Origin of the sequence: Hyphomicrobium sp. (assembly GCF_047600905.1) — a bacterium.
Classification (GTDB): Bacteria; Pseudomonadota; Alphaproteobacteria; order Rhizobiales; family Hyphomicrobiaceae; genus Hyphomicrobium_B.
Window position 1 is genome coordinate 1,053,904 of the sequence record NZ_JASGKD010000001.1, and the last position, 13,740, is coordinate 1,067,643.

General features: G+C 62.7%; 15 protein-coding genes. 8 read left to right on the top strand and 7 right to left on the bottom strand.

From position 1 onward, the window contains the following. Positions 1-2: 2 nt before the first annotated feature. From radA to QM780_RS05255, 5 genes are all read right to left on the bottom strand, one after another. The gene (gene radA, locus QM780_RS05235; protein ID WP_415069430.1) at positions 3-1,379 is read right to left on the bottom strand and encodes a DNA repair protein RadA; all 1,377 of its coding nucleotides are present in this window, start codon (positions 1,377-1,379) and stop codon (positions 3-5) included. A gap of 142 nt (positions 1,380-1,521) precedes the next feature. Then, positions 1,522-2,667, bottom strand: a complete 1,146-nt coding sequence (gene alr, locus QM780_RS05240; protein ID WP_415069431.1) for an alanine racemase — start codon at positions 2,665-2,667, stop codon at positions 1,522-1,524. A 23-nt stretch (positions 2,668-2,690) separates the two neighbouring features. Beyond that, the gene (locus tag QM780_RS05245) at positions 2,691-4,199 is read right to left on the bottom strand and encodes a replicative DNA helicase (protein WP_415069432.1); all 1,509 of its coding nucleotides are present in this window, start codon (positions 4,197-4,199) and stop codon (positions 2,691-2,693) included. 157 nt (positions 4,200-4,356) lie between these two features. Next, positions 4,357-4,941 (bottom strand): 50S ribosomal protein L9, encoded by a 585-nt coding sequence (gene rplI, locus QM780_RS05250; RefSeq protein ID WP_415069433.1) that lies wholly within the window; start codon positions 4,939-4,941, stop codon positions 4,357-4,359. Positions 4,942-4,977: 36 nt separating this feature from the next. After that, positions 4,978-5,373, bottom strand: a complete 396-nt coding sequence (locus tag QM780_RS05255) for a hypothetical protein (protein WP_415069434.1) — start codon at positions 5,371-5,373, stop codon at positions 4,978-4,980. Positions 5,374-5,420: 47 nt separating this feature from the next. On the opposite strand from QM780_RS05255, the gene QM780_RS05260 reads away from it, so the two are divergent. Further along, positions 5,421-5,702: a hypothetical protein gene (locus tag QM780_RS05260; RefSeq protein ID WP_415069435.1), complete on the top strand. Its 282-nt coding sequence runs from the start codon at positions 5,421-5,423 to the stop codon at positions 5,700-5,702. Positions 5,703-6,103: 401 nt separating this feature from the next. Here QM780_RS05260 and rpsR read toward each other — a convergent pair whose 3' ends face one another. After that, positions 6,104-6,358, bottom strand: a complete 255-nt coding sequence (gene rpsR / locus QM780_RS05265; RefSeq protein WP_415069436.1) for a 30S ribosomal protein S18 — start codon at positions 6,356-6,358, stop codon at positions 6,104-6,106. A gap of 2 nt (positions 6,359-6,360) precedes the next feature. Further along, positions 6,361-6,924 (bottom strand): 30S ribosomal protein S6, encoded by a 564-nt coding sequence (rpsF, locus tag QM780_RS05270; protein ID WP_415069437.1) that lies wholly within the window; start codon positions 6,922-6,924, stop codon positions 6,361-6,363. Positions 6,925-7,302: 378 nt separating this feature from the next. On the opposite strand from rpsF, the gene QM780_RS05275 reads away from it, so the two are divergent. The 7 genes from QM780_RS05275 to mltG all read left to right on the top strand — a co-directional run bounded on the left by QM780_RS05275 (position 7,303) and on the right by mltG (position 13,682). Then, positions 7,303-7,542, top strand: coding sequence for a hypothetical protein (locus tag QM780_RS05275; protein WP_415069438.1), 240 nt, complete (start codon positions 7,303-7,305; stop codon positions 7,540-7,542). Positions 7,543-7,775: 233 nt separating this feature from the next. Next, positions 7,776-8,297, top strand: a complete 522-nt coding sequence (locus QM780_RS05280) for a VOC family protein (RefSeq protein ID WP_415069439.1) — start codon at positions 7,776-7,778, stop codon at positions 8,295-8,297. Positions 8,298-8,450: 153 nt separating this feature from the next. Then, complete coding sequence (fabD, locus tag QM780_RS05285; RefSeq protein ID WP_415069440.1) at positions 8,451-9,398, top strand: ACP S-malonyltransferase; 948 nt, start codon at positions 8,451-8,453, stop codon at positions 9,396-9,398. 10 nt (positions 9,399-9,408) lie between these two features. Beyond that, positions 9,409-10,155 (top strand): 3-oxoacyl-[acyl-carrier-protein] reductase, encoded by a 747-nt coding sequence (fabG, locus tag QM780_RS05290; RefSeq protein ID WP_415069441.1) that lies wholly within the window; start codon positions 9,409-9,411, stop codon positions 10,153-10,155. Between the two features lie 398 nt (positions 10,156-10,553). Then, positions 10,554-10,796 (top strand): acyl carrier protein, encoded by a 243-nt coding sequence (locus QM780_RS05295; protein ID WP_013215676.1) that lies wholly within the window; start codon positions 10,554-10,556, stop codon positions 10,794-10,796. 139 nt (positions 10,797-10,935) lie between these two features. Then, a complete protein-coding gene (fabF, locus tag QM780_RS05300; RefSeq protein ID WP_415069442.1) occupies positions 10,936-12,198 on the top strand; it encodes a beta-ketoacyl-ACP synthase II in 1,263 nt (420 codons plus the stop codon). A 131-nt stretch (positions 12,199-12,329) separates the two neighbouring features. Then, on the top strand, positions 12,330-13,682 hold the full coding sequence (gene mltG / locus QM780_RS05305) for an endolytic transglycosylase MltG (protein WP_415069443.1): 1,353 nt from the start codon (positions 12,330-12,332) through the stop codon (positions 13,680-13,682). Positions 13,683-13,740: the final 58 nt, after the last annotated feature.

The window sequence follows — 13,740 nt, forward strand, 5'->3', positions numbered from 1 at the left end:
AATCAGTCGCATGGGGCCATGGCCTCTGCAAGAGACTTGAGGTGTGCGATGCGGGACAGTGACAACTTCATACCCTGAACGTCGACCTCGCCGCTTTCCGGCAGAATGGCGCGTCCGAAGCCAAGCTTGGACGCTTCCTTCAGGCGCGGTGTCATCATCGCGGCCGCCCTGACGGCGCCCGACAACGAAACTTCGCCGAAGTAGACGGCGTCGTGCGGCAAGGCAATGCCGGACATCGACGACAGAAGTGCGGCGGCGGCGGCGAGATCGGCGGCGGGCTCCGTAATCTTCAGGCCGCCGGCAACATTCAGATAGACGTCATGGCTTGCGAACGAGACGCCGCAGCGCGCGTCGAGCACGGCGAGCAGCATGGCGAGGCGGTTCGAGTCCCAGCCGACGACGGCGCGCCGGGGTGTGCCAAGGCCGGAGGGCGCGACCAGCGCCTGGATCTCGACGAGCAGCGGGCGCGTGCCTTCGACGCCCGCGAAGATCGCCGAGCCGGGGCTGCGGCTTTCGCGATCGCCGAGGAAAAGTTCGGACGGATTAGTGACTTCCTGAAGGCCGCCGCTGACCATCTCGAACACGCCGATTTCGTCGGATGGTCCGAAGCGGTTCTTGACGGCCCGGAGAATGCGATAGGGCAGGCCGCGATCGCCTTCGAAATACAACACGGTGTCGACCATGTGCTCGATGACTTTCGGGCCGGCGATCTGGCCGTCCTTGGTGACGTGCCCGACGAGCAGCAGCGCAGCGCCCGCCATCTTGGCGTAGCGGATGAGCGAGAGCGCGGCTGCGCGCACCTGGCTGACGGTGCCGGGCGCGGCGTCGAGATTGTCGGCCCACAGCGTTTGAATGGAATCGATGATGACGAGGTCGGGCGCCTTACCGTCACCGAGCGTCGCCATGATGTTCGACAGGTTGGTTTCGGACGCCAGCCCGACCTGAGCGTCGGCGAGCCCGAGGCGGGCAGCGCGAAGGCGGACTTGGGCGACGGCTTCCTCGCCGGAGAAATAGAGCGCGCGGCCGTTCTTGCGCGCGACGTGGGCGGCGACCTGCAGAAGGAGCGTCGATTTGCCGATGCCCGGCTCGCCGCCGATCAGAATGGCGGAGCCCGGCACGATGCCGCCGCCGGTGACGCGATCGAGTTCGGCAATGCCGCTGGAGAAGCGCGGAGCTTCCTCGGCTTCGCCTTTCAACGTCTCGAGCTTGATGATGCGGCCCTTGCTTTGGCGCGTCACGCCCGCACCGGGCGGCGGCCCGGCGTCGGTTTCTTCGACCAGCGTATTCCACTCGCCGCAGGCGGTGCATCGGCCCGCCCAGCGCGAGGAGGTCGCACCGCAGTTCTGGCAGACATAGAGGGAGCGCGAGGGCTTGGCCATGGTCAGTAATGGCCTCTGCTGTCATCCCGGCCGATGCGCAGCGGAGCGCCGGGACCCAGTGCAACACCTCGGGTGGAGAAAACTGGGTCTCGGGTCTCGCAAGAGGGCTCGCCCGGGATGACAATGGATGCGTGCGGCTCCATCACCGCACCTCGTCGTCGAGGTAGAGGCGCGTGAAGCGGCGGCCGAGGCGCGTCAGAATTTCGTAGCCGATGGTGGCTGCGGCAAATCCCGCGTCTTCGATCGTCAAGTCTTCGGCGACGAGTTTTGCAAATTCGCCGGGCATCGCCGCGCCTTCCGGCAGATCGGTGACATCGACGGTGACGAGATCCATCGAAACACGGCCGACGATCGGGACGAGATGGCCGCTGATCAGGACATGTCCGCCGGCGCGTCCATCGGAAGCGCTGGCGTTGCGCGGCAAGCCATCCGCATAGCCCGCCGCGATCGTCGCGATGCGGCTCGGACGCTTGGCGCGCCAGGTCGCGGAATAGCCGACCGTTTCACCTGGAGCGACGTCAGCGACGGCGAGAATGCGGGCGGCGACTGCCACGGCAGGTTTCACTGGTGCCGGTGCGATCTGCGACGCCTGTCCGCCATAGAGTGCATATCCGGGGCGGACGAGATCGAAATGATAGGACGGCCCGAGCATCAAGCCGTCGGATGCAGCGAGGCTGCGCGGCACACCCGGAAAAAGCGCGGAGAGCGTTTCGAACGTCAGCAATTGATCGCGGTTCTTCGGATCGCGCGGATTATCGGCGGAAGCGAGATGGCTCATGACCAGATCGAGTTCGAAGCCGGCCATCATCGAGGGTTCGGCCGCAAGGCGGCGTACGTCGCGCAATGGAAGGCCGAGACGATGCAGGCCGGTATCGATGTGCATCGCGGCGGCAAGCTTCTCGCCGCGTGCACGGCAGAGCGCCGACCAAGCGATGACATCATCGAGCGTCGACAGGACGGGCTTGATGCCGAGATGTGCGAACGGTGCTGCCGAATTTCCAACCAATCCGTCGAGTGCAAAAATTTCGGCATCGGGTGCGATCCTGCGAGCCATCTCGGCTTCGTCGGGCGTCGCGATGAAGAATGTGGTGCAGCCGGCGCGGGCGAGCGTGGCGATGACGCGTTCGGCGCCCAGACCGTAAGCATCGGCCTTGACGACGGCGGCACAGCGCGCTGGGGCGACCTTGTCGGCAAGCGCTCTCCAGTTCGCGGCGATGCGTCCGAGATCGACCGTGATCGTTCCAGTCGCGCTCGCTAGGCTTTCGGGCATGCGCGCATTGACCGTCATGTCATGTTCCCACCCGTGCCCCTTCAGCGTTCGGGCAGCATATAGTCCCGGGCCAGATTGCCAAAGCGCGTGAATTGTCCTTCGAAGGACAGCTCGACCGTGCCGACGGGGCCGTGACGCTGCTTGCCGATGATGACCTCGGCCTTGCCGGAGACCTGGCTCATCTTGGCCATCCAATCGGCGAATTCGGGCGTTCCTTCGACGGGCTTCGTGCGTTCGACGTAATATTCCTCGCGGAAGACGAACATGACGACGTCGGCGTCCTGCTCGATGGAGCCTGATTCACGCAGGTCCGAGAGCTGCGGGCGCTTATCCTCGCGGGTTTCAACCTGACGGGAGAGCTGCGACAAAGCGATGATGGGAACGGCCAGTTCCTTGGCGAGCGCCTTGAGACCCGTCGTGATCTCGGTGATTTCCTGGACGCGATTGTCGCTGCGGGCCTTCGAGCCGGCAAGCAGCTGCAAGTAGTCGACGACAAGAAGATCAAGGCCGTGCTGACGCTTCAGTTTGCGGGCGCGGGCGGAAAGCTGGGCGATGGTGATGCCGCCGGTTTGATCGATGAAAAGCGGAATGCGCGACATCTCGGTCGCGACCGCCTGCAGCTTGCGGAATTCGTTCTCGTCGATCATGCCGCGCCGGATTTTTTCCGACGAAACTTCTGCCTGCTCGGCCAGAATACGTGTCGCCAGCTGTTCGGACGACATTTCGAGAGAGAAGAAGCCGACAATGCCGCCATCGGCCGCGTGTACCGTACCGTCCGATTGTTTCTCGGGCCGATATGCTTTCGCGACATTGTAGGCGATGTTCGTCGCCAGCGCTGTTTTGCCCATCGACGGGCGACCTGCCAGAATGATCAGGTCGGAACGCTGCAGGCCGCCGAGCTTGTTATCGAGATCCGCCAGACCGGTGGAAGCGCCAGAAAGATGACCCGAGCGCTGGAAGGCACTGTTGGCCATATCGATGGCGGTTGTCAGCGCTTGTTTGAATGTCTCGAAGCCTTTGCCGTACTTGTTCAGCTCGGCAAGCGAGTAGAGGCGGCCTTCGGCTTCTTCAATCTGAGCGCGCGGCGCATGATCGACGGCGCTGTCGTAGGCCGTGTTGACCATGTCCTCGCCGATGATGATCAGCGAGCGTCGTGTGGCGAGATCATAGATCGTGCGGCCGTATTCGGCGGCGTTGATGATGGTCGTGGCGTTGGCCGCGAGCCGGCCGAGATACTGCGGCACGGTGAGGTTGGCGTCGATCGGCTCGGCATTTTCGAAGAACGTCTTGACCGTGATCGGCGTCGCCGTCTTGCCGGCGTGAATGAGCGTGCCGAGCGTCTCGTAGATACGCGCGTGCAGCGGATCGAAGAAATGATCGGGCGACAAGAAGCCGGAAACGCGATCGAGCGCCTCGTTGTTGACGAGGATCGCGCCGAGAAGCGCCTGCTCGGCTTCGAGATTATGCGGCGGCTGACGGAAGGTCAGCGGCTCATTGGCCGAGACAACCTGTTTGAGTTTCTCGGTGGGGAGGACTGCGGGATCTGCCATGGCCCGGACGCTAACCGATTCCGGGCCGCGGCAGTGGGTTGTGGTCATGCAACCTGCGAAGCTTCCCCGCTATCAACACGGGCCCGACGCGAGGCAGCGGAAGTGCTTGGCCGTGGGAATTGCGCCACGGCCAAGTTTGCTGGCTTTAGCGGTGGCCTCAGGCCGATTCGCCTTCTTCGCCGGAAGAAGCGGCGGCGCCTTCCTCGAACACGGCGTCGGGGTTGAACGTCTCGAGTTCCAGTGCCTCGTCCTTGACAACGGCGACGTTTTCGCCGCGTGCCTGCTTATCGGCTTCGTCTTGCGAGCGCGCGATGTTGAGCGAGATGGTCGAGGCGACTTCCGGGTGCAACTGGACCTTGGCCGGCGTCACGCCGAGGGTCTTGATCGGCTTGTCGAGAACGATCTGATTGCGATCGACGGTAAAGCCGCCTTCGGTGATGACCTCGGCGATGTCGCGGGTCGAGACCGAGCCATAGAGCTGACCGGTGTCGCCGGCGGCGCGAATGATGACGAACGATTTGCCGTTGAGCTTTGCAGAAACTGCTTCAGCCTCGGTCTTGTGGGCGAGGTTGTCGGCTTCGAGCTGGGCGCGGCGGCCTTCGAACACCTTCTTGTTGTCGTCGGTGGCGCGCAGCGCCTTCTTCTGCGGCAGAAGGTAGTTGCGGGCGTAACCGTCCTTGACGTTGACGATGTCGCCCATCTGGCCGAGGCGGCCGATGCGTTGAAGAAGTATGACTTGCATTGTTAGCTCCTAGTTTGAAAGGGATTTTGCAGCTTCTCAGTTCGGCGCTTCCGGCGGCTTGCCAGCCGCGCGGTAGCGAAAGACGGTTTCGGCGAGGCCCGTGATGGCGAGCAGCAGGCCAAGGTAGGGAACGAAGAGAACGCCGATGTAGAGCGCGCTCAGAATGAATGTTCGCCACTGCGAGCCGCGCGTCAGCGAATGCACGAGCGCAAGGCCGACAAGCGCGAAAGCAAGCGTGAAGGGCGCCGCAAAACCGGCCGCGAACAAGCCGGCGACGCCGCCGACAAACGTCAGACCAATCGCGATCAGAAGGGTGAAGGTCGCGCCCGGCGGCAGCGCGAACGTCGCGAGGTCGGGCCACGGACGCTGCAAGCGTCCCGAGGCGAGCGTGATGCGGCCGGCGAGCCAAAGATTGAGAAGGATTGTTCCCATGGCGAGGATGCCCAGCGCCCAGGGGAGCGAATAAAGAGTTCGAGCGCGTGATCTCGTCGATTTCGGCTGGACCGATTTCCGGCGCGCCTGGAATTTGCGTCAGCTCGGTCTTGACGAAGCCCTCGACGACCGTGCGCAACAGCTTCGTCAGCGTTTCGATGTTGCCGCCCATCAGGATCAGCGACATGACTGCGAACACACCGGCGAAGATGGCGGCGGCCACCGTGATCCGGCCGATCGGATACCATTCGCGTTCGCCATCGGTTTCGCGGCTCAACAGCGCCAGCCGCGTGCAGATGACGGCGGGAAGCGCCGTGCTGATGGCGTAGACTTCGGCCGCAAGCGGATTGGCGATGAGCAGGACACCGGCGGTCGCGGCGATGGCGGCAATCGCGGCGGCGATCGGGCCGAGGCCGAGCCCGGTGAGATAAAGCGAGAGCGGCGTCAGCAGGAACAGGACGATGCGGAGCAGCAAGGCTCCCGTCGTCGCCGAAGCAAAGACGACTGCCGAAATAAGACCCGCGGCGAGGGCGAGGAGGAAAACTTTGGTCGGCATAGTCTTTGCTGTCCCGCGCTTTGGGCGGTTAGAGCCAGATCCGGTCGCCCGTCCTGACCCAACGGATTTGATTTCAATCTCTTTCCCATCGGGGAGAGAGATCGGGTGAGGGGGTGTTGAACTCCCCCTCATCCGGCTTTCGGCCACCTCCTCCCGAGGGAGAAGGAAAGCGGATCACTTGATCACGTACGGCAGCAGGCCGAGGAAGCGGGCACGCTTGATGGCGCGGGCCAGCTCACGCTGCTTTTTCGCCGAAACGGCCGTGATGCGGCTCGGCACGATCTTGCCGCGCTCGGAAATATAGCGACCAAGGGTGCGAACATCCTTGTAGTCGATCTTCGGTGCGCCCGCGCCCGAGAACGGGCAGGTCTTGCGACGGCGCTGGAAAGGACGGCGTGCGCCGCCGCCACTGGTGGCGATCTCAGCCATTGTCAGCCCTCCGAACCAGGATTGGAATCACGACGAGGCGGGCGCGGAGCGTCGCCGTCGCGCGGCGGACGGGGACCGCGGTCACCATCGCGCGGCGGACGTGAATCGCCGTCACGCGGGGGGCGGGAACGGAACGTCGAGCCGCCTTCGCGGCCGCCGAAGCCACCGCGATCACCACGGGGCGGGCCGCCACGGCCCGGACCGCCGAAGCCGCGATCGCCACGATCGCCGCGCTCATCGCGGTCCTGCTTGCGCATCTGAACGCTCGGCTCGGTTTCGAGTTCTTCAACCCGGACCGTCATGAAGCGAATGATGTCGGGATTGATGCCCATGCGGCGCTCCATCTCGGTGACGGCAGCGGGCGCGGAATCGATGTTGAAGAACGCATAGTGCGCCTTGCGGTTCTTCTTGATCTTGAAGGCGAGGTTTTTCAGACCCCAGTATTCCTGCTTGGTGATTTTGCCCTGGCCTTCTTCGACGACGCCCTGGAATTCCTTCATCAGAGCTTCGACTTGGGCCTGGGTCACGTCCTGGCGCGCCAGGAAGGTATGCTCGTAAAGCGGCATACGAATTGGCCTTTCGGTTCGAGTTGTGACGTCTTTCGACGCTTTTGCTTCCCGCCGGCGCAAAGCCCCAAAAGGCCCGAGAAAGGCCGATCTGGTACCAGATAGGAGAAGACACTGGGGGACGGCACCGGTTAAGTGCCTCTCGGAAAATGAAGAATTGGCCAGAAGCCAATGCAGCCCGAGCCCCCGTTCAGCCTCCTGCCGAACGGAAAGGGCGCCTTATACAGGAATTTCGGGCGAGGGCAAGCCACCCGGCGGCCGGGTGCGTGGCGAAATTCCGGTCGACAACCCTGCCGGTGCCACGTCGGAGACAAGGGAATCATGCCCTAACGGAGCCGGGCCGGGAATGGACCGGCGCGTCGAGGGAGATCTGACGACATGAAGTTTGCCGCTTATACCGAGGAAACGATCTGGGCGGTCGCCGACGACGAGGCGACGGCGCGCAGCGAAGGCGAAGAGAACATGATCGAGAACGGCTCGGCCGATACGGCAGCGCTCAAGGTCGCGCCGATCGACGACAGCCTGGTCGAAGCGCTGGCGGAAGCCGAAGAAGCAGGCACCGATGTGCTTTTCGACCTCATCGATGGCGAGCTTTGCGAAGTCGAGCCGGTCGAATAATATCGTATAATTCTGGCGCTACTCGGCTCGACCACCTGTCGTCGCTGGACTGGTCGCCGAAACGTCATGAACGGGCAGATTACCGGCGCCACCCGATAGAATAAGGGTCGGCGCCGTTTTGCCATTGCCGGTTCCTAGCGGTTCGCCTGGGTGCTCTGGTGCGGGGACGCTTGTTGTGGGGTTTACTGCCGCTTATCTGATCCGTCGTGCAACAAACAATTCGAGGCGGTGCGATGGACGATGGGCGCGAGGCGGCGGTGAAGGGGTCTAAGGCGATCGATCCCGGCGTCAGTATCGGGCACGTTCATCTGAAGGTGGCCGATATCGAACGGGCACTCGAATTTTATTGCGGCGTGCTGGGCTTCGAGGTGACTCAGCGCTACGGCAGCCAAGCGGCATTCATCTCTGCTGGCGGCTATCATCATCACATCGGGCTCAACACGTGGGAGAGCCGCGGGGGCAATCGTCCGGCGCCGGGGACGACCGGGCTTTACCATGTCGCGATCCTCTATCCGACGCGGGCCGCATTGGCGGACGCGCTGCGCCGACTGATGGCCGCCGGAATCAGGCTTACGGGCGCCAGCGACCATGGCGTCAGCGAAGCGCTCTATCTCGATGATCCGGACGGTAACGGTGTCGAGCTTTATTGGGACAAGCCCGAGGCCGAATGGCCGCGCGATGCCGATGGCAAGCTCGCGATGGTTACCAAGGCATTGGATCTCAGAGATCTTTTGCGCGAGCCTGTTCCCGCCTGAGGCGGTGGTCGTGACGAACTGCGGGCTGCCCACGCGGCGGTTGGCTATGCCGCGCGTATCTTGACAGCGCGAGGGCAGCCGTGGACTAAGGCCGCCAAAAGTATCGGATTACGATACTTCCTTTAAGTCCAACACAAGGTGATCCCCTCCACGATGGCACGCGCTTTCGTTTTCCCGGGCCAAGGCAGCCAGGACGTCGGTATGGGCAAGGCGCTCGCCGATGCTTTTCCCGCCGCCCGCGCCGTCTTCGAAGAAGTCGATGATGCGCTGGGCGAGAAGCTCTCGGCGCTGATCTGGGAAGGGCCCAAAGAGACGCTGACGCTGACCGAGAACGCCCAGCCGGCACTGATGGCCGTCTCGATGGCGGTGATGCGCGTGCTCGAGAAAGAGAAGGGCATTTCGCTTGGCGATAAAGTGAAGTTCGTCGCTGGTCACTCGCTCGGCGAATATTCGGCTCTCGCGGCCGCAGGAGCGTTCTCGCTGGCCGATGCCGCGCGACTTCTGAGACTGCGCGGGCGGGCCATGCAGAAAGCCGTGCCGGTCGGCGTCGGTGCGATGGCAGCGTTGCTTGGCGTCGGCGTGGACGTCGCGGAGAAGGTCGCAGCCGAAGCCGCGCAAGGCGACGTCTGCCAGGTCGCAAACGACAACGAGCCGACGCAGGTCGTTCTTTCAGGGCACAAGGTCGCGATCGACCGCGTTGCCGAGATCGGAAAAAAATATGGCGTACGCCGCGCGGTGCCGTTGCCGGTGTCCGCACCCTTCCACTGCAGCCTGATGCAGCCTGCAGCCGATGCGATGGCGGAAGCGCTGGCGAACGTCACCGTGAACACGCCGGTCGTACCTGTCATCGCGAACGTTCTGGCGCAGCCGATTTCCGATCCCGATGCAATCAAAAAGCGGCTCGTCGAGCAGGTGACGGGAACCGTGCGCTGGCGCGAGTGCGTCGCGACGATGGCGGCCAATGGCGTGACGGATTTCTACGAGATCGGTGCCGGCAAGGTGCTCGCCGGTCTCGTCAAGCGAACGGCTTCCACTGCCAATGCGGTGAGCCTCGGCGCTCCCTCCGATATCGATGCGGCGCTTGCCGCCCTTTCTTCATAAGGAGACTTGAATGTTTGACCTGACCGGCAAAACCGCGCTCGTCACGGGCGCGACGGGTGGACTTGGAGCCGAGATCGCGCGCGTGTTCCACAAGGCGGGCGCTAACGTCGCAATCTCGGGCCGCAAGGTCGAGGCACTTGAAGCGCTGGCGAAGGAGCTCGGCGATCGCGTGCATGTTCTGCCCTGCGATCTCGCGGATCGGACGGCTGTCGGCAAACTGATCGACGAAGCGGTGAAAGCCTTGGGCGGCCGCCTCGATATTCTCGTCAACAATGCCGGGCTCACCAAGGACAACCTGTTCATGGTGATGAAGGACGATCAGTGGGACGACGTGATCGCCGTCAACCTGACGTCGACCTTCATGCTCTGCCGCGCTGCCTCGCGCCACATGATGCGCTCGAAGACGGGCTATGGCCGGATCATCAATATCGCCTCGGTTTCGGGTGTTTTCGGCAATCCCGGCCAGGGCAATTACGCAGCGTCGAAAGCCGGTATGATCGGCATGACCAAATCGCTTGCGCGCGAGGTTGCTTCGCGCGGCATCACCGCCAACTGCATCGCCCCGGGCTTCATCAAAACGAACATGACGGATGTGCTGACGGACAAGCAGAAGGGCGAAATTGCGCAGATGATCCCGGCCCAGCGCTTCGGCGATCCGCTCGATGTGGCGGCGGGCTGCCTTTATCTCGCCTCCAACGAAGGTGGGTACATCACCGGCCAGACGCTGCACATCAACGGCGGCATGGCGATGGTGTGATAGACTTCTGCAATGATGGTAAATGGCGAGAATGCTTGATTTATTGCCGTCTTTCTCATCATAGATCCGGGCGTCGCCGGCTGCGTCACCGCGTACTTTGCATTGCGGGTGAAGTGTGTTAACGACACCACGGTTTTGAGGCGTGAAAATCACGTTATCGGGACAGTGCGAAGCTGGGGAAAACTCGGGGACGCGCGATGTGGGGACGGTGCCCGAGCGGAAGACTTACGCTAGGGCGGCTAAGGAAAAAAGACTTCTTGAAACTGGGCGAACCCCTATCCCAACAGGCTGCACTTCTCGTAAGTTGATCACCTGTCATGCGGATTGGAGCGGGTTCTGCAGGACCAACAGGCGGGCCATCAAGGCCGCCAAGAATTAGAAAGACACGAGGATTGACGATGAGCGATGTCGCAGAGCGCGTGAAGAAAATTGTCGTAGAGCATCTTGGGGTCGAGGCCGACAAGGTCACCGACAATGCAAGCTTCATCGACGACCTTGGCGCTGATAGCTTGGATACCGTTGAGCTCGTGATGGCGTTCGAAGAGGAATTCGGCTGCGAAATTCCGGACGATGCCGCCGAACACATCCTGACGGTCGGGGATGCGGTGAAATTCCTCGAGAAGAACGCCAGCGCTGCTTAAGCGGCCCTCGTCCTTCCGGAATTGTGCCCGGCGCATTTGCGCTTTCCGGGCGGGATTTAATGGGGGCTGGGTCACCAACCGGCCCCCTTCACATGCCTAGTGCCGATCTCGAACATCCAACAGCGAACAAGAAACAGCGATGCGCCGTGTCGTCATTACAGGAATGGGTCTCGTCACGCCGGTCGGTTCAGCGCTTGAAGCGGCATGGGCCAATCTGCTCGCGGGGCAGAGTGGCGCCAGGCGCGTCGAGGAATTCGAAGTTTCCGACATCACCTGTCAGATCGCGAATTTCGTTCCGCGCGGCGCGGCGTCGGAGGGCAAGTTCAATCCCGATGATTGGATGGAGCCCAAGGAGCAGCGCAAAGTCGATGATTTCATCATCTACGCCGTTGCGGCTGCCGATCAGGCGATTTCAGATTCCGGCATAAAGCTCGATACGATCGAGGCGCAGGAGCGCGCCGGCGTTCTGATCGGTTCAGGCATCGGTGGTCTTTCCGGCATTGCCGATACGTCGATCCTGCTGAAGGAAAAGGGACCGCGGCGGGTTTCGCCGTTCTTCATTCCGGGCCGTCTCATCAATCTCGCGGGCGGCTATGTTTCGATCAAGCATCAGCTCAAAGGCCCGAACAACGCCGTCGTCACGGCGTGTGCCACCGGTACGCATGCGATCGGCGACGCGGCGCGCATCATCGCGCTCGAGGATGCCGACGTGATGGTGGCTGGCGGAACGGAGAGCCCGATCTGCCGGATCGCGCTTGCGGGCTTTGCCGCCTGCCGCGCGCTTTCAACCGGTTTCAACGATCAGCCGACGAAAGCGTCGCGGCCTTACGACAAGGATCGCGATGGTTTCGTGATGGGCGAGGGCGCGGGTGTCGTCGTGCTCGAAAGCTACGAGCACGCGAAGGCTCGCGGCGCGAAGATCTACGCCGAGATCGTCGGCTACGGCATGTCGGCCGACGCCTATCACATCACGGCTCCGGCCGAGGACGGCGACGGCGCTTATCGTTGCATGAAGGCGGCGCTGGCGCGGGCCGGAATGGCGCCGAGCGAGATCGACTACATCAACGCACACGGCACCTCGACGCCGATGGGCGATGAGATTGAGCTGAAGGCCGTCGAGCGCCTGTTCGGCAACAGCAGCGGCAAGCTCGCCATGTCGTCGACCAAGTCGGCGACGGGGCATCTTCTCGGGGCAGCGGGCGCTATCGAAGCGATTTTCTCGGTGCTCGCCATTCGCGACAACATCGTGCCGCCGACCCTCAATCTCGATAATCCGTCGGTCGAGACGGCGATCGACCTTGTGCCGCACAAAGCCCAAAAGCGTGACATCAATATCGCGCTTTCCAATTCGTTCGGCTTCGGCGGGACGAATGCCTCGCTGGTTCTGCGAAGGGTCGCGTAAAACGGCGGCGCGATACGCGATTTCGCCACATTTTACAGTGAGCGTCCAGCGCGGGTGGGGGATGGAGCGCCGCTTTTTGAGGCATGAGACCTCGTGCGCAGCGCTCCTTCAATGACGGTGCTCGCGGTATCATGAGTCAAAACAGGAAGCGTTCGGACGCAACGAGAACGTCTCGAACGGCCGGGGCACGAAGTCCCGCTGAACGACTGGAGCCGGGTCGCGCGCCAAGCCGTCCGCGCGGCGTCCAGGCCCGTGAGCCGTCGCGTGCCATCGCCGGTTTCGTGCGCGTCATCAGCGGTGTCCTGACCATTTCGCTCGTCGCCATGGTGCTGATCGGCGGGACCGCATTCCTCATTTTTCATCAGTTCGAAAATCCCGGACCCCTGACCGCAACGCGCACGATCGTCATTCCCAAGGGTGAAGGACGGATCGCTATTGCCGAACGCCTTGAGCGCGAAGGCGTCATCACCAACCGCTGGACGTTCGTGGGCGGCTATCTTCTGCAAGGCTTCCTCGGCGGCCGGAAGACCGGCGAACTCAGAGCGGGCGAGTACGAAATCAAAGAGCATGCGTCGATGCACGACGTGATCGACACGCTCTCGGAAGGCAAATCGATCCTCTACAAGGCGACGCTTCCTGAGGGTCTGACGAGCGAGCAGATCGTCGAGCGGCTCAAGGCAGAAGCCAATCTGAGCGGCGAGGTGACGAGTGTGCCGCCTGAGGGCACGCTGTTGCCTGATACCTATTATTTCTCGAAAGGCGCCTCGCGAAACGAGATCGTCGATCGGATGCGCGACGATATGGAAAAGACGGTGGCGACGCTGTGGGAGCAACGCGATCCCGACATCCCGGTGCGATCGATGGAAGAACTCATAACGTTCGCCTCGATCGTCGAGAAGGAAACGGGCCGTCCCGACGAACGTGATCGCGTGGCCGCTGTTTTTTATAACCGGCTGCGGAAGGGGATGCGGCTGCAGTCCGATCCGACGATCATTTACGGCATCGTCGGCGGTCAGGGCGCGCTGGGCCGCGGCATCACGAAGGCCGACATCGAATCCAAGTCGCCATACAACACGTATCAGATCAACGGCCTGCCGCCGGGACCGATCTGCAATCCCGGCAAGTCGGCGATCCTTGCGGCGCTGCACCCGGCCAAAACCGGCGATCTCTACTTCGTCGCCGACGGAACCGGCGGCCACACGTTCTCCGAGACGCTGAAAGAACACAACAACGCCGTCCAGAAGTGGCGGCAGGTCGAGAAGCAGAAAGCAAAAGACGCGAGCGACGACCAGGACGACAACGCGGCGCCAATTCCGACGACAAAGACCGCGAAGGCTCCGGCTGGAAAGGCACAGAAATCCGCGAAGGCAACCACCCCGTCGGCGGGGGCAAGCGACGGAGATGGTGACGCTTCCTCGCCGTCGGATTCTTCGGCGGACGCGTCCGCGATGCCGTTGCCGGTCAGAAAACCCAAGCATCAATAGGGTCTCGGCCGAGGCCCCCATACGATGTAGTTGGCGGATGCCAGCCAAGCCGTTAAGT

Bases quoted from the DNA above. Each gene is read 5' to 3' on its own strand.
- alr (WP_415069431.1), bottom strand. From the start codon at position 2,667: ATGACGGTCAATGCGCGCATGCCCGAAAGCCTAGCGAGCGCGACTGGA.
- mltG (WP_415069443.1), top strand. From the start codon at position 12,330: ATGAGTCAAAACAGGAAGCGTTCGGACGCAACGAGAACGTCTCGAACG.
- QM780_RS05255 (WP_415069434.1), bottom strand. From the start codon at position 5,373: ATGGGAACAATCCTTCTCAATCTTTGGCTCGCCGGCCGCATCACGCTC.
- QM780_RS05280 (WP_415069439.1), top strand. From the start codon at position 7,776: ATGGACGATGGGCGCGAGGCGGCGGTGAAGGGGTCTAAGGCGATCGAT.
- fabF (WP_415069442.1), top strand. From the start codon at position 10,936: ATGCGCCGTGTCGTCATTACAGGAATGGGTCTCGTCACGCCGGTCGGT.
- rpsF (WP_415069437.1), bottom strand. From the start codon at position 6,924: ATGCCGCTTTACGAGCATACCTTCCTGGCGCGCCAGGACGTGACCCAG.
- radA (WP_415069430.1), bottom strand. From the start codon at position 1,379: ATGGCCAAGCCCTCGCGCTCCCTCTATGTCTGCCAGAACTGCGGTGCG.
- rplI (WP_415069433.1), bottom strand. From the start codon at position 4,941: ATGCAAGTCATACTTCTTCAACGCATCGGCCGCCTCGGCCAGATGGGC.
- QM780_RS05275 (WP_415069438.1), top strand. From the start codon at position 7,303: ATGAAGTTTGCCGCTTATACCGAGGAAACGATCTGGGCGGTCGCCGAC.
- QM780_RS05245 (WP_415069432.1), bottom strand. From the start codon at position 4,199: ATGGCAGATCCCGCAGTCCTCCCCACCGAGAAACTCAAACAGGTTGTC.
- fabD (WP_415069440.1), top strand. From the start codon at position 8,451: ATGGCACGCGCTTTCGTTTTCCCGGGCCAAGGCAGCCAGGACGTCGGT.
- QM780_RS05295 (WP_013215676.1), top strand. From the start codon at position 10,554: ATGAGCGATGTCGCAGAGCGCGTGAAGAAAATTGTCGTAGAGCATCTT.
- fabG (WP_415069441.1), top strand. From the start codon at position 9,409: ATGTTTGACCTGACCGGCAAAACCGCGCTCGTCACGGGCGCGACGGGT.
- rpsR (WP_415069436.1), bottom strand. From the start codon at position 6,358: ATGGCTGAGATCGCCACCAGTGGCGGCGGCGCACGCCGTCCTTTCCAG.